This is a genomic window from Burkholderia ubonensis subsp. mesacidophila (genome assembly GCF_002097715.1).
Taxonomy (GTDB): Bacteria; Pseudomonadota; Gammaproteobacteria; order Burkholderiales; family Burkholderiaceae; genus Burkholderia; species Burkholderia mesacidophila.
The window spans coordinates 1,380,034-1,403,679 of sequence record NZ_CP020737.1; the positions used below are offsets into that span (position 1 = coordinate 1,380,034).

The 23,646-nt window shown below is 66.1% G+C and carries 20 protein-coding genes; 17 read left to right on the forward strand and 3 right to left on the reverse strand.

Annotation, left to right across the window (positions count from 1 at the left end):
• Positions 1-18: 18 nt before the first annotated feature.
• From carA to B7P44_RS06650, 5 genes are all read left to right on the forward strand, one after another.
• Positions 19-1,164 carry a glutamine-hydrolyzing carbamoyl-phosphate synthase small subunit gene (carA, locus tag B7P44_RS06630; RefSeq protein ID WP_084902010.1) on the forward strand — a complete coding sequence of 382 codons (1,146 nt, stop codon included), beginning with the start codon at positions 19-21 and terminating at the stop codon, positions 1,162-1,164.
• Between the two features lie 27 nt (positions 1,165-1,191).
• Complete coding sequence (gene leuE / locus B7P44_RS06635; protein WP_084902013.1) at positions 1,192-1,851, forward strand: leucine efflux protein LeuE; 660 nt, start codon at positions 1,192-1,194, stop codon at positions 1,849-1,851.
• Positions 1,852-1,900: 49 nt separating this feature from the next.
• Positions 1,901-5,155 carry a carbamoyl-phosphate synthase large subunit gene (gene carB / locus B7P44_RS06640; RefSeq protein WP_084902015.1) on the forward strand — a complete coding sequence of 1,085 codons (3,255 nt, stop codon included), beginning with the start codon at positions 1,901-1,903 and terminating at the stop codon, positions 5,153-5,155.
• 117 nt (positions 5,156-5,272) lie between these two features.
• The gene (gene greA, locus B7P44_RS06645) at positions 5,273-5,749 is read left to right on the forward strand and encodes a transcription elongation factor GreA (protein ID WP_084902018.1); all 477 of its coding nucleotides are present in this window, start codon (positions 5,273-5,275) and stop codon (positions 5,747-5,749) included.
• A gap of 14 nt (positions 5,750-5,763) precedes the next feature.
• On the forward strand, positions 5,764-6,222 hold the full coding sequence (locus B7P44_RS06650) for a DUF4149 domain-containing protein (RefSeq protein ID WP_084902020.1): 459 nt from the start codon (positions 5,764-5,766) through the stop codon (positions 6,220-6,222).
• Between the two features lie 28 nt (positions 6,223-6,250).
• Here the strand turns inward: B7P44_RS06650 and B7P44_RS06655 are convergent, their stop codons facing one another.
• Positions 6,251-6,778, reverse strand: a complete 528-nt coding sequence (locus B7P44_RS06655) for a YhbY family RNA-binding protein (RefSeq protein ID WP_084902023.1) — start codon at positions 6,776-6,778, stop codon at positions 6,251-6,253.
• A 178-nt stretch (positions 6,779-6,956) separates the two neighbouring features.
• Here B7P44_RS06655 and B7P44_RS06660 point away from each other — a divergent pair, with 178 nt between their 5' ends.
• The 11 genes from B7P44_RS06660 to phoR all read left to right on the forward strand — a co-directional run bounded on the left by B7P44_RS06660 (position 6,957) and on the right by phoR (position 19,201).
• Complete coding sequence (locus B7P44_RS06660; protein ID WP_084902025.1) at positions 6,957-7,619, forward strand: RlmE family RNA methyltransferase; 663 nt, start codon at positions 6,957-6,959, stop codon at positions 7,617-7,619.
• A 166-nt stretch (positions 7,620-7,785) separates the two neighbouring features.
• On the forward strand, positions 7,786-9,681 hold the full coding sequence (gene ftsH / locus B7P44_RS06665) for an ATP-dependent zinc metalloprotease FtsH (RefSeq protein WP_084902028.1): 1,896 nt from the start codon (positions 7,786-7,788) through the stop codon (positions 9,679-9,681).
• 72 nt (positions 9,682-9,753) lie between these two features.
• Positions 9,754-10,653: a dihydropteroate synthase gene (gene folP, locus B7P44_RS06670; protein WP_088511474.1), complete on the forward strand. Its 900-nt coding sequence runs from the start codon at positions 9,754-9,756 to the stop codon at positions 10,651-10,653.
• A gap of 24 nt (positions 10,654-10,677) precedes the next feature.
• Positions 10,678-12,033: a phosphoglucosamine mutase gene (gene glmM, locus B7P44_RS06675; RefSeq protein WP_084902030.1), complete on the forward strand. Its 1,356-nt coding sequence runs from the start codon at positions 10,678-10,680 to the stop codon at positions 12,031-12,033.
• A 459-nt stretch (positions 12,034-12,492) separates the two neighbouring features.
• Positions 12,493-13,527 (forward strand): phosphate ABC transporter substrate-binding protein PstS, encoded by a 1,035-nt coding sequence (pstS, locus tag B7P44_RS06685; protein ID WP_084902033.1) that lies wholly within the window; start codon positions 12,493-12,495, stop codon positions 13,525-13,527.
• A 95-nt stretch (positions 13,528-13,622) separates the two neighbouring features.
• Positions 13,623-14,609 (forward strand): phosphate ABC transporter permease PstC, encoded by a 987-nt coding sequence (pstC, locus tag B7P44_RS06690; protein WP_084902035.1) that lies wholly within the window; start codon positions 13,623-13,625, stop codon positions 14,607-14,609.
• Complete coding sequence (pstA, locus tag B7P44_RS06695; RefSeq protein WP_084902038.1) at positions 14,606-15,499, forward strand: phosphate ABC transporter permease PstA; 894 nt, start codon at positions 14,606-14,608, stop codon at positions 15,497-15,499. Before pstC ends, pstA begins: the two co-directional genes overlap by 4 nt.
• Positions 15,500-15,514: 15 nt before the next feature.
• On the forward strand, positions 15,515-16,363 hold the full coding sequence (gene pstB, locus B7P44_RS06700; protein WP_084902040.1) for a phosphate ABC transporter ATP-binding protein PstB: 849 nt from the start codon (positions 15,515-15,517) through the stop codon (positions 16,361-16,363).
• 18 nt (positions 16,364-16,381) lie between these two features.
• A complete protein-coding gene (gene phoU / locus B7P44_RS06705; RefSeq protein ID WP_084902043.1) occupies positions 16,382-17,086 on the forward strand; it encodes a phosphate signaling complex protein PhoU in 705 nt (234 codons plus the stop codon).
• 34 nt (positions 17,087-17,120) lie between these two features.
• Positions 17,121-17,822, forward strand: a complete 702-nt coding sequence (phoB, locus tag B7P44_RS06710; RefSeq protein WP_010092659.1) for a phosphate regulon transcriptional regulator PhoB — start codon at positions 17,121-17,123, stop codon at positions 17,820-17,822.
• A gap of 59 nt (positions 17,823-17,881) precedes the next feature.
• Entirely contained in the window at positions 17,882-19,201 is a 1,320-nt protein-coding gene (gene phoR / locus B7P44_RS06715) for a phosphate regulon sensor histidine kinase PhoR (protein WP_084902046.1), read from the forward strand.
• 71 nt (positions 19,202-19,272) lie between these two features.
• Here phoR and ppk1 read toward each other — a convergent pair whose 3' ends face one another.
• On the reverse strand, positions 19,273-21,336 hold the full coding sequence (gene ppk1, locus B7P44_RS06720; protein ID WP_084902049.1) for a polyphosphate kinase 1: 2,064 nt from the start codon (positions 21,334-21,336) through the stop codon (positions 19,273-19,275).
• Between the two features lie 274 nt (positions 21,337-21,610).
• Here ppk1 and ppx point away from each other — a divergent pair, with 274 nt between their 5' ends.
• Positions 21,611-23,128 (forward strand): exopolyphosphatase, encoded by a 1,518-nt coding sequence (gene ppx, locus B7P44_RS06725; RefSeq protein WP_084902052.1) that lies wholly within the window; start codon positions 21,611-21,613, stop codon positions 23,126-23,128.
• A 42-nt stretch (positions 23,129-23,170) separates the two neighbouring features.
• Here ppx and B7P44_RS06730 read toward each other — a convergent pair whose 3' ends face one another.
• A complete protein-coding gene (locus B7P44_RS06730) occupies positions 23,171-23,605 on the reverse strand; it encodes a hypothetical protein (protein WP_084906480.1) in 435 nt (144 codons plus the stop codon).
• Between the last annotated feature and the right edge of the window lie 41 nt (positions 23,606-23,646).

The window sequence follows — 23,646 nt, forward strand, 5'->3', positions numbered from 1 at the left end:
TTCCCCAAGGAGCCTCCCGTGTTGCCGTCTTTTTCTCCCGCTTTGCTTGCACTCGCCGACGGCACGGTCTTTCGTGGTTATTCGATCGGTGCCGCTGGCCATACGATCGGCGAAGTCGTGTTCAATACCGCGATCACCGGCTATCAGGAAATCCTGACTGATCCGAGCTACGCGCGGCAGATCGTTACGCTCACCTATCCGCATATCGGCAACGTCGGCGTGAACGCCGAGGACGTCGAAGCGACGAAAGTCCATGCCGCCGGCCTGATCGTGCGCGACCTGCCCGATCTCGCATCGAACTTCCGCATGGACCGCACGCTCGGCGACTACCTGCGCGACGAAGGCGTCGTCGCGATCGCCGGCATCGATACCCGCAAGCTGACCCGCATCCTGCGCGACAAGGGCGCGCAGAACGGCTGCATCCTCGCCGGCTCGACCGACGAGGTGAAGGCGATCGAGCTCGCGCGCTCGTTCCCGGGCCTCGCCGGCATGGATCTCGCGAAGGTCGTGTCGACCGCCAAGCCGTTCGAGTGGAAGCAGACCGAATGGAAGCTCGGCAGCGGCTACGGGATGCAGGAAGCGCCGAAGTACCGCGTCGTCGCGTACGACTTCGGCGTCAAGTACAACATCCTGCGCATGCTCGCGGAGCGCGGCTGCCACGTGACGGTGCTGCCGGCGCAGGCGAGCGCGGCGGATGCGCTCGCGCTGAATCCGGACGGCGTCTTCCTGTCGAACGGCCCCGGCGATCCGGAGCCGTGCGACTACGCGATCGCGGCCACGAAGGAATTCATCGAGCGCGGCGTGCCGACCTTCGGCATCTGCCTCGGCCACCAGATCATGGGCCTCGCGGTCGGCGCGAAGACGCTCAAGATGAAGACGGGCCACCACGGCGCGAACCACCCGGTGAAGGATCTCGGCGACGGCCGCGTGGTGATCACGTCGCAGAACCACGGGTTCGCGGTCGACGCCGATTCGCTGCCGGCCAACGCGCGCGCGACGCACGTGTCGCTGTTCGACGGCACGCTGCAGGGCTTCGAGCTGACCGACAAGCCGGCGTTCTGCTTCCAGGGCCACCCGGAAGCGTCGCCGGGCCCGCACGACATCGGCTACCTGTTCGACCGCTTCACCGCGCTGATGGACGCGGCGAAGCAGCGCAGCGCTTAACTTGCCCGGAAGCGGGAGGCTCGCATCATGTTCGGTCATGCACTCGGCATCACGGATCTCTGGACCTACGTCATCGGCGTGGTCTTCATCATCCTGTTGCCGGGGCCGAACTCGATGTACGTGCTGTCGCTCGCGGCGCAGCGCGGCGTAAAGGCCGGCTATCGCGCGGCCTGTGGCGTGTTCCTCGGCGACACGGTGCTGATGGTGCTGTCCGCCGCCGGCGTCGCGTCGCTGCTGAAGGCGAATCCGCTGCTGTTCTCGGTCGTCAAGTACGGCGGCGCCGCGTATCTGCTCTACATCGGCGCCGGGATGCTGCGCGGCGCGTGGCGCAAGCTGCGCGCGCCGGCCGGTGCGGTAGCCGACACGCCGCGTGCGGTCGACGGCGACCGACCGTTCCGCAAGGCGCTGGTCGTGAGCCTCCTGAACCCGAAGGCGATCCTGTTCTTCATCTCGTTTTTCATCCAGTTCGTCGATCCGGCGTTCCCGCATCCCGCGCTGCCGTTCTTCGTGCTCGGAGCGATCGCGCAGTGCGCGAGCTTCCTGTACCTGAGCACGCTGATCTTCGCGGGCGCGCGGCTCGCCGAGCATTTCCGCCGCCGCCGCAGGCTCGCGGCGGGCGCGGCGAGCAGCGTGGGCGGGCTGTTCATCGGCTTCTCGGTGAAGCTGGCGCTCGCGACGATGAGCTGAGCGCAGTCGGCCGCCCCACGACAACGATTACTTATTGAATTTACAAGCCATGCCAAAACGCACAGACATCAACAGCATCCTCATCATCGGCGCCGGCCCGATCATCATCGGCCAGGCGTGCGAGTTCGACTATTCGGGCGCGCAGGCATGCAAGGCGTTGCGTGAGGAGGGCTACAAGGTCATCCTCGTCAACAGCAACCCGGCGACGATCATGACCGACCCGAACACGGCCGACGTGACCTACATCGAGCCGATCACGTGGGAAGTCGTCGCGCGCATCATCGAGAAGGAGCGCCCGGACGCGATCCTGCCGACGATGGGCGGCCAGACCGCGCTGAATTGCGCGCTCGACCTGCATCACCACGGCGTGCTCGAGAAGTTCGGCGTCGAGCTGATCGGCGCGTCGCCGGAGGCGATCGACAAGGCGGAAGACCGCCAGAAGTTCAAGGACGCGATGACCAAGATCGGTCTCGGCTCCGCGAAGTCGGGCGTCGCGCACTCGATGGAAGAGGCGACCCAGGTGCACGCCGAGATCATGGCGGCCACCGGCGGCAGCGGCTACCCGGTCGTGATCCGTCCGTCGTTCACGCTCGGTGGCTCGGGCGGCGGCATCGCGTATAACCGCGAAGAGTTCGAAGAGATCTGCCGGCGCGGCCTCGACCTGTCGCCGACGCGCGAGCTGCTGATCGAAGAGTCGCTGCTCGGCTGGAAGGAATACGAGATGGAAGTCGTGCGCGACCGCGCCGACAACTGCATCATCGTCTGCTCGATCGAGAACCTCGATCCGATGGGCGTGCACACCGGCGACTCGATCACGGTCGCGCCGGCGCAGACGCTCACCGACAAGGAATACCAGATCCTGCGCAACGCATCGCTCGCGGTGCTGCGCGAGATCGGCGTCGACACCGGCGGCTCGAACGTGCAGTTCTCGATCAACCCGAAGGACGGCCGCATGGTCGTCATCGAGATGAACCCGCGTGTGTCGCGTTCGTCGGCGCTCGCGTCGAAGGCAACCGGCTTCCCGATCGCGAAGGTCGCGGCGAAGCTGGCGGTCGGCTACACGCTCGACGAGCTGAAGAACGAGATCACCGGCGGCCAGACGCCGGCGTCGTTCGAGCCGACGATCGACTACGTCGTCACGAAGATCCCGCGCTTCGCGTTCGAGAAGTTCCGCGAAGCCGATTCGCGCCTGACGACGCAGATGAAGTCGGTCGGCGAAGTGATGGCGATCGGCCGCACGTTCCAGGAATCGTTCCAGAAGGCGCTGCGCGGCCTCGAGGTCGGCGTCGACGGTCTCGACGAGAAGTCGACCGACCGCGACGAGATCGCGATCGAGATCCACGAGCCGGGCCCGGACCGCATCTGGTATGTCGGCGACGCGTTCCGCATCGGCATGACGGCCGAGGAAATCTTCGCGGAAACCGCGATCGACCCGTGGTTCCTCGCGCAGATCGAGCAGATCGTCCTGAAGGAAAAGGCGCTGGCGGGCCGCACGGTCGCGTCGCTGTCGTTCGACGAGTTGCGCTACCTGAAGCAGAGCGGCTTCTCCGACCGCCGCCTCGCGAAGCTGCTCGGCGCGACGCCGGCCGACGTGCGCGCGCGCCGTCTCGAGCTGAACGTGCGCCCGGTCTACAAGCGCGTCGACACCTGCGCGGCCGAGTTCGCGACGAAGACGGCCTACATGTACTCGACCTACGAGGAAGAGTGCGAGGCGCAGCCGACCAGCAACAAGAAGATCATGGTGCTGGGCGGCGGCCCGAACCGGATCGGCCAGGGCATCGAGTTCGACTACTGCTGCGTGCACGCGGCGCTCGCGATGCGCGAGGACGGCTACGAGACCATCATGGTCAACTGCAACCCGGAAACGGTGTCGACCGACTATGACACGTCCGACCGCCTGTACTTCGAGCCGCTGACGCTCGAGGACGTGCTCGAGATCGTCGACAAGGAAAAGCCGGTCGGCGTGATCGTCCAGTACGGCGGCCAGACGCCGCTGAAGCTCGCGCTCGATCTCGAGGCGCATGGCGTGCCGATCATCGGCACGTCGCCGGACATGATCGACGCGGCCGAAGACCGCGAACGCTTCCAGAAGCTGCTGCAGGACCTCGGCCTGCGCCAGCCGCCGAACCGCACCGCGCGCGCCGAAGACGAAGCGCTCGCACTGGCGGCCGAGATCGGCTACCCGCTCGTCGTGCGCCCGTCGTACGTGCTGGGCGGCCGTGCGATGGAAATCGTCCACGAGCCGCGCGACCTCGAGCGCTACATGCGCGAGGCCGTGAAGGTGTCGAACGATTCGCCGGTGCTGCTCGACCGCTTCCTGAACGACGCGATCGAGTGCGATGTCGACTGCATCTGCGACGGCGAAGCCGTGTTCATCGGCGGCGTGATGGAGCACATCGAGCAGGCGGGCGTCCATTCGGGCGACTCGGCATGCTCGCTGCCGCCGTACTCGCTGTCGAAGGAAACCGTTGTCGAGCTGAAGCGCCAGACGGCCGCGATGGCGAAGGCGCTGAACGTGATCGGCCTGATGAACGTGCAGTTCGCGATCCAGCAGGTGCCGCAAGCTGACGGCTCGAAGGAAGACATCATCTACGTGCTGGAAGTGAACCCGCGCGCATCGCGCACGGTGCCGTACGTGTCGAAGGCGACGAGCCTGCCGCTCGCGAAGATCGCGGCACGCGCGATGGTCGGCCAGAAGCTCGCGCAGCAGGGCGTGACGAAGGAAGTCGAGCCGCCGTACTTCAGCGTGAAGGAAGCGGTGTTCCCGTTCGTCAAGTTCCCGACCGTCGACCCGGTGCTCGGACCGGAAATGCGTTCGACCGGTGAAGTGATGGGCGTCGGCCAGACGTTCGGCGAGGCGCTGTTCAAGTCGCAGCTCGCGGCCGGTTCACGCCTGCCGGAGTCGGGCACGGTGCTGTTGACCGTGATGGACGCGGACAAGCCGAAGGCGGTCGAAGTCGCGCGCATGCTGCACGACCTCGGCTACCCGATCGTCGCGACGAAGGGCACGGCAGCCGCGATCGAAGCGGCCGGCGTGCCGGTGAAGGTCGTCAACAAGGTGAAGGACGGCCGTCCGCACATCGTCGACATGATCAAGAACGGCGAAATCGCGCTCGTTTTCACGACGGTCGACGAGACCCGCCAGGCGATTGCCGATTCGCGTTCGATCCGGATGAGCGCGCAGGCGCACAAGGTCACGTACTACACGACGATGTCGGGCGCGCGCGCGGCCGTCGAAGGCTTGCGCTACCTGAAGAACCTGGAAGTCTATGATTTACAAGGTCTTCACGCTCGCCTAAACTAAGCGGTCAGTTACCTGTCGAAGCAACACGTGCCGCGATTAAGCGGCGTTCCCGGTGTATCGGGAATGCGCTTAATCGCGGTGATTTTTTTTATAGCCGTTTTATTGATTGAGCCGTTTATGAGCACCATTCCGTTGACAAAGCGTGGCGCAGACCAACTGCGCGATGAATTGCAGCGCCTCAAGTCCGTCGAGCGGCCGGCCGTGATCAATGCGATTGCGGAGGCGCGCGCACAGGGCGACCTGTCCGAAAACGCCGAATACGACGCAGCCAAGGAAAAGCAGGGCTTCATCGAGGGCCGCATCGCGGAAATCGAATCGAAGCTGTCGGCCGCGCAGGTCATCGATCCGTCCTCGCTGGATGCCGACGGCCGCGTGGTGTTCGCGGCAACGGTCGAGCTCGAGGATCTCGAATCGGGTGACACCGTCAAGTACCAGATCGTCGGCGACGACGAGGCAGACCTCGATCACGGCCTGATCTCGGTCAGCTCGCCGATCGCGCGTGCGCTGATCGGCAAGTCCGAGGGCGACGTCGCGGCCGTGCAGGCGCCGAGCGGCGTGCGCGAATACGAAATCATCTCGGTCAGCTACATCTGACGCGGAGCGACACGATGCCGCATCGCGTGTTCCGTCTGCTGTCGGCCGTCTGGGTCGGCAGCCTGCTGACGATCGGGTATGCGGTCGCGCCCGTGCTGTTTCGTTCGCTGGAGCGAATGACGGCCGGCTCGGTGGCTGCCCAGCTGTTCCGCATCGAAGCGGTCCTCGGTGTGGTGTGCGGGGTGCTGCTGCTCGTGCTGTCGAACCAGCAGGTGCGGCGCGGCCATGACGAATACCGCCGCGTGCGGTGGATTCTCGCGGCGATGATCGGCTGCGTGCTGATCGGGTATTTCGCGCTGCAGCCGTTCATGAACGCGCTGCGCGTGGCCGCGATGGAGGCGGGCACCGACATCGCGAACTCGCCGTATGCGAGCCGCTTCGGGATGCTGCACGGCGTCTCGAGCCTGTTCTACCTGGTCGAGAGCGTGCTCGGGCTGATGCTGATCTGGCGGTTGCCGGCGCGCGACGCATAAGCGCCGCGGGCCGGGCGCCCGGACGGGCTTACTTGTCCTGGAACGGCCGCTTGGTGCTCGCCTGGCGCTTTTTCGCGCGCTTGACGGTGCCGCCTGCGGTCACGCGTTCGTTGCCGCGCACCGTGACCTTCACCGGCTTCGGCCGGCGCACCGGGCTCGCGTTCGGCGACACCTTGACGACCTTCACGGTGCGCGGTGCACGGCCCTTCGTGTCGGCGGCGGCTTCGGCCGCGCTCGGCAGGGCGCCGCTGCGGCGGCCGCGAGCCGGCGCCGGCTCGGCTGCCTCGGGCTTCCAGATCACGAGCAGCTTGCCGATATGCTGGATCGGCGCGGCGTTCAGCCGGTCGCAGATTTCGTCGTAGATCGCGATGCGTGCGTCGCGCTCGTCGCCGAACACGCGGATCTTGATCAGCTGGTGCGCGTCGAGGTGCACCTTGATTTCCTTCAGGACCGCGTCGGTGAGCCCCTCGGCGCCGATCAGCACGACGGGCTTGAGCGCATGGGCTTCGGAGCGCAGCGCGGAGCGCTCGGCGGGAGTAAGCGAAAGGGCTGGCATGGAATGTCGAATTCAAAATAAGGGCGCGCAACACCGGCATCTGCCGTGTCAGCCGCGCGCCGAAACCACGTAAAATCGCGGCTTGGGCCTGATTGAGGCCGCAGCCGCGCGAAGAAGACGCGTATTATCCGCCAAAAGCGCGGCTTCACGAAGCAAATGGCAGTAATCTCTCTCTCGAATGGCAAAGAACCGCTTCAACCAGCACTGGCTGCACGACCACATCAACGACCCGTACGTCAAAATGGCGCAGCGGGAGGGCTATCGCGCGCGCGCCGCTTACAAACTGAAGGAAATCGACGAACAGGACAAGCTGATTCGTCCCGGCCAGGTGATCGTCGACCTCGGCGCGGCGCCCGGCAGCTGGAGCCAGTACGCGCGCAACAAGCTCGCGCAGGGCAAGAAACGCGACGCGGCGCGCGAAGGCGGGATCGACGGCACGATCGTCGCGCTCGACATGCTGCCGATGGAGCCGATCGCCGACGTGCACTTCATCCAGGGCGACTTCCGCGAGGACGAGGTGCTTCATCAACTGGAGGCCGTCCTCGAAGGCCGGCCGGTGGACCTTGTAATTTCCGACATGGCCCCCAACCTGTCCGGGGTCGCCTCCGCGGATGCGGCGCGCATCGAGCACATATGCGATCTCGCGCTCGAATTCTCGCAGAATCATCTGAAGCCGGATGGCGCGCTGCTGGTGAAGTGCTTCCACGGCAGCGGCTACAGCCAGATTGTCGAGAAATTCAAGCAGCAGTTTAAGGTTGTCGCGCCGCGCAAGCCCAAGGCGTCCCGCGACAAATCGTCCGAAACGTTCATCTTGGGGCGGCACCTGAAGCATCCGCGCTGACGCGGAGCCGGGGGCCGTAAACGGGCTCCGGCCCTTGCCAGACAAGCCGTTCGCTATCGCGACGGTTGTCAATGCTTATGGCAGGGGTGGTCGGACTGGATTAGAATGCCTGAGGGGCGCCGCAAGGAAAATGTAGGCGCTCGTCTACGAGTGAAGGAGTGGTGCTTTGAACAACAATATGTTTTCGAAGGCAGCAGTGTGGCTGGTGATTGCACTGGTGCTGTTTACGGTGTTCAAGCAGTTCGACAAGCCCCGCGTCCAGGAAGGCGTGTCCTATTCGCAGTTCATGGACGACGCCAAGAACGGCAAGGTCAAGACTGTCGTCGTGCAGGGGCGCAACCTCACCGTCACTCCGGCTGATGGCCAGAAATACCAGATCGTGTCGCCCGGCGACATCTGGATGGTCGGCGATCTGATGAAGTATGGCGTGCAGGTCAGCGGCAAGGCCGACGACGAGCCGAGCGCGCTGATGTCCGCGCTGTACTATCTCGGGCCGACGATCCTGATCATCGGTTTCTGGTTCTACATGATGCGGCAGATGCAGGGCGGCGGCAAAGGCGGCGCATTCTCGTTCGGCAAGTCGCGCGCGCGGCTGATCGACGAGAACAACAACGCGGTCAACTTCTCCGACGTCGCGGGCTGCGACGAAGCGAAGGAAGAAGTGTCCGAGCTCGTCGACTTCCTGCGCGATCCCCAGAAATTCCAGAAGCTTGGCGGCCGCATTCCGCGCGGCGTGCTGCTGGTCGGCCCTCCGGGCACCGGCAAGACGTTGCTCGCCCGCGCGATCGCGGGTGAAGCGAAGGTGCCGTTCTTCAGCATCTCGGGCTCCGACTTCGTCGAAATGTTCGTCGGCGTCGGCGCGGCCCGCGTGCGCGACATGTTCGAGCAGGCGAAGAAGCATGCGCCGTGCATCGTGTTCATCGACGAAATCGACGCGGTCGGCCGTCATCGCGGCGCCGGCATGGGCGGCGGCAACGACGAGCGCGAGCAGACGCTGAACCAGATGCTCGTCGAGATGGACGGCTTCGAAGCGAATTCGGGCGTGATCGTGATCGCCGCGACCAACCGTTCCGACGTGCTCGACAAGGCGTTGCTGCGTCCGGGCCGTTTCGACCGCCAGGTCTACGTCGGCCTGCCGGACATCCGCGGCCGCGAGCAGATCATGCGCGTCCACCTGCGCAAGGTGCCGATCGCGAACGACGTCGACGCGGCAGTGATCGCGCGCGGCACGCCGGGCTTCTCGGGCGCCGATCTCGCGAACCTCGTCAACGAGGCGGCGCTGTTCGCCGCGCGTCGCGGCAAGCGCATCGTCGAGATGCAGGACTTCGAGGACGCGAAGGACAAGATCTTCATGGGTCCGGAGCGCAAGTCCGCGGTGATCCGCGAGGAAGCGAAGCGCGCGACCGCCTACCACGAGTCGGGCCACGCGGTGATCGCGAAGCTGCTGCCGAAGGCCGATCCGGTACACAAGGTCACGATCATCCCGCGCGGCCGTGCGCTGGGCGTCACGTGGCAGCTGCCGGAGCACGACAACGAGACATATTCGAAGGACTACCTGCTGGACCGCCTCGCGATCCTGTTCGGTGGCCGCGTGGCCGAAGAGCTGTTCATGGACCTCGTCAGCACCGGCGCGTCGGACGACTTCAACAAGGCGACGCAGACGGCGCGTGCGATGGTGGCCCGGTTCGGCATGACCGACGCGCTCGGCCCGATGGTCTATGTCGACGACGAGAACGACGCAAGCCCGTTCGGCCGCGGCTTCACGCGGACGATTTCGGAAGCGACGCAGCAAAAGGTCGATGCGGAAATCCGCCGCGTGCTGGATGACCAGTACAGCCTTGCTCGCCGCCTGCTGGAGGAGAACCGCGACAAGGTCGAGGCGATGACCGCCGCGCTGATGGAGTGGGAGACGATCGACGCCGATCAGATCAACGACATCATGGAGGGCCGTCCGCCGCGCTCGCCGAAGAGCTCGCCGACCGTCGGCGGCGATGCATCGTCGGGCGGCACCGGCGCCGAGGTCAAGCCGGGCAACGCGCCGGCGCCTGCGTCGCCGGCCTAATCTCCGCTGTCGTACCGTTCACGGGCTGGTGTGGCTTTCACACCGGCCCGTTTTGCATTCATTCCACGTTTGTTGCTCGTGTCCGATCCAGCATCCCCCACATTCATTCCGGCGCCGCTCCGGTGCGGCCGCTTCACGCTGACGTTCGAACGCCCGCTCGTGATGGGCATCCTCAACGCGACGCCCGACTCGTTCTCCGACGGCGGCCGCTTCCTCGCCCATGACGATGCGCTGCGCCAGGCCGAGCGGATGCTTGCCGACGGCGCCGACATCCTCGACATCGGCGGCGAATCGACCCGCCCGGGCGCGCCGCCGGTGCCGCTCGACGAGGAGCTCGCGCGCGTGATTCCGCTGGTCGAGGCCTTGCGTCCGCTGAACGTGCCGTTGTCGATCGATACCTACAAGCCAGCCGTGATGCGCGCGGCGCTGGCCGCCGGCGCGGACCTGATCAACGACATCTGGGGCTTTCGCCAGGCCGGCGCGATCGACGCGGTGCGCGACGGCGACTGCGGCCTGTGTGCGATGCACATGCTCGGCGAGCCGCGGACGATGCAGGTGCACGAGCCCGACTATCGCGACGTGGTCGCCGACGTGCGCGATTTCCTCGCCGAGCGTGCGCAAGCATTGATGGACGCCGGCGTCGCGGCGGAACGCATCTGTGTCGACCCCGGTTTCGGGTTCGGCAAGGCGGTGATCGAACACAACTATGCGCTGCTCGCCGCGCTGCCCGATACGACGCCCGCGCGGCCCGACGGCCGGCCTTACCCGATTCTCGCGGGGATGTCGCGCAAGTCGATGCTCGGCGCGGTGATCGGCGGCAAGCCGCCGAGCGAGCGCGTCACGGCGAGCGTCGCGGCTGCGCTGTGCGCAGTGGAGCGGGGCGCCGCGATCGTGCGGGTGCACGACGTCGCGGAAACGGTCGACGCGCTGAAGATCTGGAATGCCGTGCGCGGGGCCGCGCGGCAGCGATAAGTCAAAACAGGAGGAACACTCATTATGGGACGTCGATACTTCGGTACGGACGGCATCCGCGGCACCGTCGGCGAAGCGCCGATCACGCCCGATTTCGTATTGCGGCTCGGCTATGCGGCGGGCAAGGTGCTGGCCGGCTCGGCTGACGTCGCAGCGGGTGCGCGCCCGACCGTGCTGATCGGCAAGGACACGCGCGTGTCGGGCTACATGCTCGAGGCGGCGCTGGAGGCGGGGTTCTCCGCGGCCGGCGTCGACGTGATGCTGGCCGGCCCGATGCCGACGCCGGGCGTCGCGTACCTGACGCGCGCGCTGCGCCTGTCGGCGGGCGTCGTGATCAGCGCGTCGCACAATCCGTATCACGACAACGGCATCAAGTTCTTCTCGGCGGACGGCAACAAGCTGCCCGACGAAACCGAAGCCGCGATCGGGGCGTGGCTCGGCAAGCCGCTCGAGTGCGCGCCGTCGGACGGGCTCGGCAAGGCGCGCCGCCTCGACGACGCGGCCGGCCGCTACATCGAGTTCTGCAAGAGCACGTTCCCGGCGGCATTCGACCTGCGCGGGATGAAGCTCGTCGTCGACTGCGCGCACGGCGCCGCGTACCAGGTCGCGCCGCACGTGTTCCACGAACTGGGTGCGGACGTGATCCCGATCGGCGTCGCGCCGAACGGCTTCAACATCAACGACGGCGTCGGCGCGACCGCGCCCGATGCGCTGGTGCGCGCGGTGCGGGCGAATCATGCCGACCTCGGCATCGCGCTCGACGGCGACGCGGACCGCCTGCAGGTCGTCGACGCGACCGGGCGGCTGTTCAACGGCGACGAACTGCTGTACGTGCTGGTCAAGGACCGAATCGCGACTAACGGTCAAGTCGAAGGGGCGGTGGGAACGCTGATGACGAATCTCGCCGTCGAAGTCGCGTTGAAACGCGAGGGCGTGCAGTTCGTGCGCGCGGCGGTCGGCGACCGCTACGTGCTCGAGCAGCTGCGCGAGCACGGCTGGCAGCTCGGCGCGGAAGGGTCGGGTCACATCCTGTCGCTCGACCGCCATACGACCGGCGACGGTATCGTCTCGGCGCTGCTGGTGCTCGCGGCGCTGAAGCGCAGCGGCCGCACGCTCGCGCAGATGCTCGAAGGCGTCACGCTGTTCCCGCAGAAGCTGATCAACGTGCGGATGAAGCCCGGCGCGGACTGGAAGGGCAATGCGTCGATCCGCGCCGCGATCGAGGCCGCGGAACAGGCGCTGGCCGGCAGCGGCCGCGTACTGATCCGCGCATCGGGCACCGAGCCCGTGCTGCGCGTGATGGTCGAGGCCGAGCAGGCGGCGGACGCGAGTCGTCACGCCGAGGCGATCGCCGACGCGGTGCGCGCCGCGACCGCCTGAACCTGGCCGGCGGCCGACGCATGTGCGCACGGCCGCCGGTTGCCTGTCGGCCGTGCGTCGCACGCAGGCCCGCATCAAGGCCAGTATGACGGCCGCATCGTTGCCGCCAGCCCGACGCCGCGCCGAAGTCCGCTTCCGACCCCTGAATCCCGGGGCGGGGCGCGTCGGGTCCGGATGTGCCGCGTGTCGGCGCGAGCAGGGTACAATCCGCCCGCCTGATCGACCGCTGTCGAAGCGGGATCGGACGCACATTTCCCGCCTTTCCCTCCCCGGCATTTATTGCCTATTCTCCCGGTGCCGGTGCCGGCGCCGCCCGCGCACGTCCGTTTCGCCGCCCTGTGTTGCCTTTCAAGTAGTCATGTTACTGTCACGCCAGTTTCATCGATTGTCACATTACCGTCATGAGCAGCCCCTAACCTTCGCGGTGCCGTAGTCATCCGCTCACACACTGGAGGTCTCATGAAATTGATGCAAACCGCGATTGCCGGCCTGGCTGGCGCACTCTTCGCTGTTGCTGCGCACGCTGCCGACATCACGGGCGCAGGCAGCACGTTCGCGATGCCGATCTACACGAAATGGGCTGCCGATTACCAGCAGGCCGGCGGCGCGAAGATCAACTACCAGGGCATCGGCTCGTCGGGCGGCCTGAAGCAGATCAATGCGAAGACGGTCGATTTTGCCGGTTCGGACGCACCGCTGAAGGACGACGAGCTCGCGAAGGACGGCCTGTTCCAGTTCCCGACGGTGGTCGGCGGCGTGGTGCCGGTCATCAACGTGCCGGGCGTGAAGGCAGGTGAACTGACGCTGTCGGGCCCGGTGCTCGGCGACATCTACCTCGGCAAGATCAAGAAGTGGAACGACCCGGCGATCGCCGCGCTGAACCCGAAGGTCAAGCTGCCGGATACCGACATTGCGGTCGTGCGCCGTGCGGACGGCTCGGGCACGAGCTTCATCTGGACGAACTACCTGTCGAAGGTCAACGACGAGTGGAAGTCGAAGGTCGGCGAAGGCACGACGGTCAACTGGCCGACGGGCACGGGCGGCAAGGGCAACGACGGCGTCGCGGCATTCGTGCAGCGTCTGCCGGGCGCGATCGGCTACGTCGAATGGGCGTACGCGAAGAAGAACAGCATGGTCTACACCGCGCTGAAGAATTCGACGGGCACGGTGGTCGAGCCGAAGACGGAAACCTTCAAGGCCGCTGCTGCCGGCGCGAACTGGTCGAAGTCGTTCTACCAGATCCTGACGAACCAGCCGGGCAAGGAAGCATGGCCGGTCGTCGGCGCGACGTTCGTGCTGCTGCACGCGAAGCAGGACAAGCCGGAGCAGGGCGCGGAAACGCTGAAGTTCTTCGGCTGGGCGTTCAAGAACGGCGAGAAGGCGGCTGACAGCCTCGACTACATCTCGCTGCCGCCGGCGGTCGAAGCGGAAATCCGCAAGCAGTGGAAGACCAAGGTGACGGACGCGGCGGGCAAGCCGGTCGCCACGGAGTAAGCGTCACAGCGGTTCGCTGCCCGGCCGCGCAGGCCGGGCAGTGTTGTGCGGTAAGGCCGGGCGTCAAGGCGCCCGGCATTCAGAAGCAGGCGCCCATGTCTGATATTCCATACGTGTCCTCCCGGTCCGCCGGCAACGCGCAGCAACACGCGCCCGGCCGCCTCGGCGACATCCTGTTCGGCGGCCTCGCCCGGCTCGCCGCGATCGTCACCCTGCTGCTCCTCGGTGGCATCATCGTTTCACTGATCATTGCGTCGATGCCGACCATCCAGAAGTTTGGCCTCGGCTTCCTGTGGCAGTCCGAATGGGATCCCAATTCGGATGTCTACGGCGCGCTCGTGCCGATCTACGGCACCATCGTGACGTCGGTCATCGCGCTGGTGATCGCGGTGCCGGTCAGCTTCGGCATCGCGCTGTTCCTCACCGAGCTGTCGCCCGTCTGGCTGCGCCGCCCGCTCGGCATCGCCATCGAACTGCTCGCCGCGATCCCGTCGATCGTCTACGGGATGTGGGGGCTGCTCGTGTTCGCGCCGATCTTCGCCACCTATTTCCAGAAGCCGATCGGCCGCCTGTTCGACGGCGTGCCGGTGCTCGGCGCGCTGTTCGCCGGCCCGCCGATCGGCATCGGCATTCTCGCCGCCGGCGTGATCCTCGCGATCATGATCATCCCGTACATCGCGTCGGTGATGCGCGACGTGTTCGAGGTCACGCCCGTGCTGCTGAAGGAATCGGCCTACGGGATCGGCTGCACGACCTGGGAAGTGATGTGGAAGATCGTGCTGCCCTATACGAAGACCGGCGTGATCGGCGGCGTGATGCTCGGCCTCGGCCGCGCGCTCGGCGAAACGATGGCCGTGACGTTCGTGATCGGCAACACGAACCTGCTCGACAACGTGTCGCTGTTCTCGCCCGGCAACAGCATCACGTCGGCGCTCGCGAACGAGTTCGCCGAAGCGTCGCCCGGCCTGCATACGTCCGCGCTGATGGAACTGGGCCTGATCCTGTTCGTGATCACCTTCATCGTGCTGGCCATCTCCAAACTGCTGCTGCTGCGTCTCGAGAAAGGAGAGGGCAAGAAATGAGCGAGCCTGTACTGAACTTCCCCGGCCCGGACGGCGCCGTGCTCGACGCGATGCGCAGCCGGCTCCAGCGCAAGCGCAAGATCGTCAATGCGATCGCGCTCACCGCGTCGCTCGGCGCGATGGTGTTCGGCCTGATGTGGCTCGTGTGGATCCTCTACACGACGCTGCGCCTCGGCATCGGCGGCCTGTCGCTGCAGATGTTCACCGAATCGACCCCGCCGCCGAACACCGAGGGCGGCGGTCTCGCGAACGCGATCGTCGGCAGCCTGCTGCTGGTCGGTTTCGGCACGCTGGTCGGCACGCCGATCGGCATCCTGGCGGGCGTCTACCTCGCCGAATACGGCAAGAAGAACCCGCTCGCGAGCACGATCCGCTTCATCAACGACATCCTGCTGTCGGCGCCGTCGATCGTCGTGGGCCTGTTCGTCTATGCGCTCGTCGTCGCGAAATCGGGCCGCTTCTCCGGCTGGGCCGGCGTGATCGCGCTCGCGCTGCTGCAGATCCCGATCGTGATCCGCACGACCGAGAACATGCTGAAGCTCGTGCCGAACGCGCTGCGTGAAGCGGCCTTCGCGCTCGGCACGCCGAAGTGGCGGATGATCCTGAAGATCACGCTGCGCGCGTCGGTGGGCGGCATCATCACCGGCGTGCTGCTCGCGGTCGCGCGGATCGCCGGCGAAACGGCGCCGCTGCTGTTCACCGCGCTGTCGAACCAGTTCTTCTCGTGGGACATGAGCCAGCCGATGGCGAACCTGCCCGTCACGATCTTCAAGTTCGCGATGAGCCCGTTCGCGGAATGGCAGTCGCTCGCGTGGGCGGGCGTGTTCCTGATTACGCTCGGCGTGCTCGGACTCAACATCCTCGCGCGCTCGATCTTCTCGAAACAGTAACGGCGGAGCAATCCGATGAATATGGCAGAAAGCCACCTGAATCCCATCGAACGTGTCGCCGCGCCTGCCGGTACGCATGGCGCGGCGGACGGCCGTCCGCTCGAGCCGCTGAACGCGAAGATCGAGGTCAACAACCTCAACTTCTTCTACAACAAGTTTCACGCGCTGAAGAACATCAACCTGCGCATTCCCGAAGGGAAGGTGACGGCGTTCATCGGCCCGTCGGGCTGCGGCAAGTCGACGCTCCTGCGCACGTTCAACAAGATGTACGCGCTCTATCCGGAGCAGCGCGCCGAAGGCGAGATCCTGATGGACGGCGAGAACCTGCTGACCACCAAGCGCGACATCTCGCTCTTGCGCGCGCGGATCGGCATGGTGTTCCAGAAGCCGACGCCGTTCCCGATGTCGATTTATGACAACATTGCGTTCGGCGTGAAAATGTTCGAGAAGCTCACGCGCTCGGAAATGGACGACCGCGTCGAGTGGGCGCTGACGAAGGCCGCGCTGTGGAACGAAGTGAAGGACAAGCTGGGTCAAAGCGGCTACGGCCTGTCCGGCGGCCAGCAGCAGCGTCTGTGCATCGCGCGCGGCATCGCGATCCGTCCGGAAGTGCTGCTGCTCGACGAGCCGTGCTCGGCGCTCGACCCGATCTCGACGGGCCGCATCGAAGAGCTGATCGCGGAGCTGAAGAGCGACTACACGGTCGTGATCGTCACGCACAACATGCAGCAGGCGGCGCGCTGCTCGGACTACACGGCCTACATGTACCTGGGCGAGCTGATCGAATTCGGCGAGACCGAGAAGATCTTCATCAAGCCGGTACGCAAGGAAACGGAAGACTACATCACCGGCCGCTTCGGTTGATGACGGAGAACAACAGCCATGTCGGATAAACATTTGTCGAGCCAGTTCGACGCCGATCTCAATGCCGTGTCGTCGAAGGTGCTGGAGATGGGCGGGCTTGTCGAGGCGCAGATCACGGGCGCGATGCACGCGCTGAACGAATTCGACCGCGACGCGGCCGAGAAGGTGATCGCGAACGAAGAGATCCTGAACACGATGGAAGTCGAGATCGACCAGGAGTGCGGCAACATCATCGCGCGCCGCCAGCCGGCCGCGCGCGACCTGCGCCTCCTGATGTCGATCTCGAAAACGATCACGAACCTCGAGCGCGCCGGCGACGAGGCGGAGAAGATCGCGAAACGCGTGCGCCGCCTGATCGACGAGCCGGCCGCGCGCGCGGTCAACATCGCCGAGATCAAGGTGTCGGGCGAGATGGCCGTGACGATCCTGCGCCGCGCGCTCGACGCGTTCGCGCGGCTCGACACGGTGGCCGCCGCGCAGATCGTCAAGGACGACAAGGAGATCGACCAGGAATTCCGCGCGTTCGTGCGCAAGCTCGTGTCGTACATGCAGGAAGATCCGCGCACGATCTCGGTCGGCCTCGAATACCTGTTCATCGCGAAGGCGATCGAACGGATCGGCGACCACGCGAAGAACCTCGCCGAATTCATCATCTACATCGTGAAGGGCACCGACGTGCGGCACCAGCCGCGCGACACGCTCGATCGCGAAGCCAACAGCTAACCCGTCCAGGTACAAGACGAACAACGAGGTGCCGATGCCCAGCAACATTCTCGTCATCGAAGACGAACCCGCGATATCCGAGCTGATCTCGGTGAATCTCCAGCATGCCGGACACTGCCCGATCCGCGCGTACAACGCGGAGCAGGCGGCGAACCTGATCAGCGACGTGCTGCCCGATCTCGTGCTGCTCGACTGGATGCTGCCGGGCAAGTCCGGCATCGCGTTCGCGCGCGACCTGCGCAACAACGAGCGGACCAAGCACATCCCGATCATCATGCTGACCGCGCGCGGCGACGAGCAGGACAAGGTGCTCGGCCTCGAGATCGGCGCGGACGACTACGTGACGAAGCCGTTCTCGCCGAAGGAGCTGATGGCGCGCATCAAGGCGGTGCTGCGCCGCCGCGCGCCGCAGCTGACCGAGGACGTCGTGTCGATCAACGGGCTGCGTCTCGACCCGGCCACGCACCGGGTCGCCGCGCACGCTGACGGCAGCGAGATCAAGCTCGATCTCGGCCCGACCGAGTTCCGCCTGCTGCACTTCTTCATGACCCACCCCGAGCGCGTGCACAGCCGCACGCAACTGCTCGACCAGGTGTGGGGCGACCACGTGTTCGTCGAGGAACGCACCGTCGACGTGCATATCAAACGATTGCGCGCGGCGCTCAAGCCGGCGGGTTGCGATGCCATGATCGAAACGGTCCGCGGCAGCGGCTACCGGCTCGCGAAGCACGCGTGACGCACATGGGCGGCGCATCGTGCGCCGCGCAGGCATTTCAACTTTTCGGACGCTGAATCATGAACATCATCTGGGCGCGCTTCCTGGTGTCGCTCGTGTTGCTCGTGCTGATCAGCGTACTGGTCGGCTTCTTCGCCGGCCCGACCGCCGGACTCGTGTTCGCGGCCGTGATGCTGGCCGCACAGGGTTTTTTCAGCACGTTCCATACGCAGCGCCTGTGGCGGCTGCTCGACGCGCCGGTGTACGGCGAAGTGCCGAGCGCGCCCGGCATCTGGGGCGAGATCTACTACCGGCTGCACAAGCTCGCGAAGCAGTGGCATGCGCAGGTGCGGCAGGTCGAGCAGCAGCATTCGCGCTTCATCCAGGCGATCCAGGCGTCGCCGAACGGCGTCGCGATGCTCGACGAGCACGACACGATCGAGTGGTGCAACGCGATCGCCGAAGTGCATTTCGGCCTCGATGCGAAGCGCGACCTGCGCCAGCACATCACGAACCTCGTCCGGCATCCGGATTTCGTCCGCTACCTGAATGCTCAGCTCTACGAGGAGATGCTCGTGATGCACGGGATGGGCGACGCGCGGCAGAACGTGCTCGCGGTGCAGGTGTTTCCGTACGGCGAGAACCGCAAGCTGCTGCTGACGCAGGACATCACCGAGCTCGAGCGCATCGACGCGATGCGGCGCGACTTCGTCGCCAACGTGTCGCACGAGCTGAAGACGCCGCTCACCGTGCTGTCGGGCTTCCTCGAGACGATGCGCGAGCTGCCGCTGAACGAGGAGGACCGCGCGCGCTACCTCGAGCTGATGGAGCAGCAGGCGTCGCGGATGCGGCACATCGTCACCGACCTGCTGGTGCTCGCGAAGCTCGAAGGCGACAGCAAGCCGGCCGCCGATCGCGCGATCGACATGCGTTCCGTGTTCGACCACCTGAAGGAAGATGCGCAGTCGCTGTCGAACGGGCATCACGACGTCTCGTTCACGCTCGACGACACGCTTGCGGTGGCCGGTGCGCAGACGGAAATCTTCAGCGCGTTCGCGAACCTCGTGATCAACGCGATCCGCTATACGCCGGAGGGCGGCAAGATCATCGTGTCGTGGCGGCGCGAAGGCGCGCAGGCGGTGTTCTCGGTGACCGACAGCGGGTTCGGCATTCCGGCCGCCGACCTGCCGCGGCTGACCGAACGCTTCTACCGCGTCGACCGCAGCAGGTCGCGCGACACGGGCGGCACCGGCCTCGGGCTCGCGATCGTCAAGCACGTGCTGCAGCGGCACGATGCGCACCTGTACATCCAGAGCGAGGAAGGGCGCGGCAGCACGTTTACCGCGCGCTTTCCGGCGGTGCGGACCGTCACCGTGAAGCCGGCGGCGTTCGAGGCCTGATCCGGCGGGGATGACAAAAAAGCGCAGCCTGTTTTCCAGGCTGCGCTTTTTTCTTGGCCGCGCGCCGTGCGTTACGGGCAGAACTTCGCGAGCAGGCCGAGCTGTGCGTTGCGCGTCGTCTTGCCCGCGCGGCGGCGGCGATAGTGGCCGTCGCTGTGCATCAGCCATGTGGACTGGTTGTCGCCGAGGAACACCGACAGGCCTTCCGCGATCACGCGGCGCTTGAGCTTGCGCTCGCGGATCGGGAACGCGACCTCGACGCGGCGGAACAGATTGCGGTCCATCCAGTCCGCGCTCGACAGGTACACGTCTTCCGCGCCGTTCGCGTGGAAGTAGTAGATGCGGTGATGCTCGAGGAAGCGGCCGACGATCGAGCGCACCGTGATGTTGTCCGACAGCCCCGGCACGCCCGGCTTCAGCGCGCAGACGCCGCGCACGATCAGGTCGACCTTCACGCCCGCCTGCGACGCTTCGTACAGCGCGGCGATCACCGACGGTTCGAGCAGCGCGTTCATCTTCGCGACGATGCGCGCGCGCTTGCCGGCGCGCGCGTTCTCGGTTTCGGCGCGGATGCCGTCGATGATGCGCGGATGCAGCGTGAACGGCGACTGCCACAGCTCGTGCAGCGTCAGCTCGCCGCCGATGCCGGTCAGCTGCTGGAACACGTGATGCACGTCCTCGCAGATCTTCTGGTCGGCCGTCATCAGCCCGAAGTCGGAATAGAGGCGCGCGGTGCGCGGATGGTAGTTGCCGGTGCCGAGGTGCACGTAGCGGCGCAGCGATGCCTTGCCGCCCTGCACGACGCGCCGCACGATCAGCATCATCTTCGCGTGGCACTTGTGCCCGACCACGCCGTACACGACGTGCGCGCCGACGGCTTCGAGCTGCGAGGCCCAGTTGATGTTGGTTTCCTCGTCGAAGCGCGCGAGCAGCTCGACGACGACGGTCACTTCCTTGCCGTTGCGCGCGGCTTCCATCAGCGCGTCCATCAGCGGCGAGTCGGTGCCGGTGCGGTAGATCGTCTGCTTGATCGCGACGACGCTCGGATCCTTCGCTGCCTGCTGCAGCAGCTCGAGCACGGGCTGGAAGCTCTCGTACGGGTGATGCAGCAGGAGGTCGCCGTCGTCGATCGCGTCGAACATCGTCGCCGCATTCGCGATCGCCGGCGGGATCGACGCGGTGAACGGCGCGAATTTCAGGTCAGGCCGGTCGACGAGATCGGGGATCTGCATCAGGCGCACGAGGTTCACCGAACCGATCACCCGATAGCAGTCCTTCTCGCCGAGCCCGCCTTCCTCGAGCAGGCGCCGCACGATGTGCGGCGGCGTGTCGGCGGACACCTCGAGGCGCACCGCGTTGCCGAGGTGGCGTGCGGGCAGTTCGCCCTGCAGCGCGACGCGCAGGTTCGTGATTTCGTCTTCGTCGACGAACAGTTCGCTGTTGCGCGTGATGCGGAACTGGTTGCAGCTCTTCACGACGAGCTGCGGGAACAGCTCGCCGACGAAGCGCTGCATGAACGAGCTCAACAGCACGAAGCCGTGTTCGAACCCGGACAGCGGCTGCGGCATGCGCACGACGCGCGGCAGCGCGCGCGGCGCCTGCACGATGCCGAGCACCGCCTGGCGGCCGAACGCGTCGCGGCCCTCGAGCTCGACGACGAAGTTCAGGCTCTTGTTCAGCACGCGCGGAAACGGGTGGGCGGGATCGAGGCCGATCGGCGTCAGCACCGGCAGCAGCTCGTCGAAGAAGTAGCGCCGCGCCCACTCGGTCTGCTCGTCGTTCCACGTGTCGCTGCTGTGGAAGTAGATGCCTTCCTGCTCGAGCGCCGGCAGCACCGTTTCGTGCAGCATCGTGTATTGCCGGTGCACGAGCCGCTGCGCGCGCTCGACGACGAGATCGTAGGCGTGTTGCAGCGACATGCCGTCGGGCGTGAGCGCGCCGGGATTGTCGCGGATCTGCTCCTGCAGGCCGGCCATCCGGACTTCGAAGAATTCGTCGAGATTGCTGCTCGTGATGCAGATGAAGCGCAGGCGCTCCAGCAGCGGGACATGCGGGTCGGCCGCCTGTGCGAGCACGCGTTCGTTGAATCCAAGGATGCCGAGTTCACGATTGAGAAGCGGGTAGCGGACGGACATCGGCAAAGTAGGGGGCTGATCAGGCGATGACTCGAAAGGACGCTCGGAAACTCTCACGGTGGGATGACGTGCAGATGACAAGGGTCGAAAGGATTCGGCAAATTCTACGCTGGAAACCTTTCGTCTCATAAATGTTTCGCCTATATACAATGCTGCGGGGTGCATGCCCGGCGAACGTGACACCGGCAGGCGTTCCACGCTTAAAATGTCGCCTTTGAATCACTGCCTCGCGGCGGCGGTTGCCGCGGGCGCATGCGCACGGAGCCCCCTTCTGATGGTTACCAACCCCCACTTGCTGGCTGCCGTGGATCTCGGCTCGAACAGCTTCCGGCTGATCGTCGGGCGCATCGAGGAGACGCCGGCGGGCAGCCAGATCTATCCTGTCGACGCCCTGCGCGAGCCGGTGCGGCTGGCCGCGGGCCTGTCGAGCGACAAGATGCTCGATCGCGCGTCGCAGGAGCGTGGCTGGGAGGCGCTCAAGCGATTCGGCGAACGGCTGCGCGATTTCCATCCGGATCAGGTGCGCGCGGTGGCGACCAACACGCTGCGCGTCGCGAAGAACGCGAGCGAATTTCTCGTCGAGGCCGAAGCGGCGCTCGGCTTCCCGATCGAGGTGATCGCGGGCCGCGAAGAAGCGCGCCTGATCTATGCGGGCGCCGCGCATTCGGTGCCGGCGAGCGCCGGCAAGCGGCTCGTCGTCGACATCGGCGGCGGCTCGACCGAATTCATCATCGGCTCGCACTACACGCCGCTCGTGATGGAAAGCCTGTACATCGGCTGCGTGAGCCACAGCCGCGCGTTCTTCCCGGCCGGCAACGTCGACGAATACACGATGCGGCAGGCCGAGCTCGCCGCGAAGCGCGAGATCCAGATCATCTCGGGCGACTACAAGAAGGCAGGGTGGGACCAGGCGATCGGCTCGTCGGGCACCGCGCGCGCGCTTGCCGAGCTCGTCGAGGCGAACGGCTTCAACGATCCCGGCGTGTCGCACGGGATTTCGCGCGGCGGGCTGGAACGCCTGAAGCGCGCGCTGATCAAGTCCGAGAACGTTAACCGGCTGAAGCTCGTCGCGCTGAAGCCCGATCGCGTGCCGGTGCTCGCGGGCGGGCTGGCGATCATGCTCGCGGTGTTCGAGGAGCTCGGCATCGACTACGTCGACACGACCGACGGCGCGCTGCGCCTCGGCGTGCTGTACGACCTGCTCGGCCGCGCGCAGCACGAGGACATGCGCGCGGTGACCGTCGAGGGCTTCACGCGCCGCTACGGCGTCGATCGTGCGCAGGCCGAGCGGATCGCCGCGCTGTCGGTGCGCTTCTACGACCAGCTCGAGGACGAGCCGGACGACGAGCGCCGCGAGGAAAGCCGGATGTTCCTCGGCTGGGCGGCGGCGCTGCACGAGATCGGCCTGTCGATTTCGCACAGCGCGTATCACAAGCATTCCTCGTACATCGCGAGCAACGCGGACATGCCGGGTTTCTCGCGCACCGACCAGGCGCGGCTCGCCGCGCTCGTGCTCGGCCATGCGGGCAAGCTCGGCAAGCTGTCGCAGGCGCGCGAGGTCGAATGGCCGCTGCTGTTCTGTCTGCGGCTGGCCTCGCTGCTGTGCCGGCGCCGTACTGATGCGGGGCTGCCGGACATTTCGGTCACGCAGATGAAGAAGGGCGGCTACGAAGTGCGCCTGCCGGGCGCGTGGGTCGAGCAGAATCCGCTGACCGACTACAGCCTCAGCCAGGAGGCGGCGGAATGGGAGAAGGTCGGCATCCCGTATCGCGTGGTGTACACGGGCGCGTGACGCGGGCGGCGCGGCCCGGGGCGATGGCGCTGCCGGCTGCGCTCAGTCCGACGCGCAGACGATCGCCGTCAGGAACGGGAACGCCTGCTTGACGGTGGCGTCGCTGCCGGCCTTGCGCACGGCTGCCTCGACCGAACTCTTCATGCCCTTGACCACGACCCCGTACGCCCATTCGCCGATCGGCGTGCCGCTGCCCTGGCGGAAGATCGGGTCGTTCGCCTGATAGCCGAGCACGACGTAGACGCCGAAGCCGTAGGCGGTCAGATCGTGCTCGGTGTGGAACGCGTTGACCGAATTCGACTCGACGTGCATCGGATCCCGTTCGATGTCGCCGGCGGCGAGCAGCGGCGCGACGAACTTGTGGCCGTTGGAATGGCAGTCGAGCGCGTCGTCGAGCGATTTGGCGGATGCGATGCCCGGCGCCGCCGCCAGTATCAGCAGCGCGCCGAAGAGAGCGGTCCGAAGAACGTTTTTCATGCGGTCGTGACGGTTGTTGGCGGACATTATCGCGTGTTCCG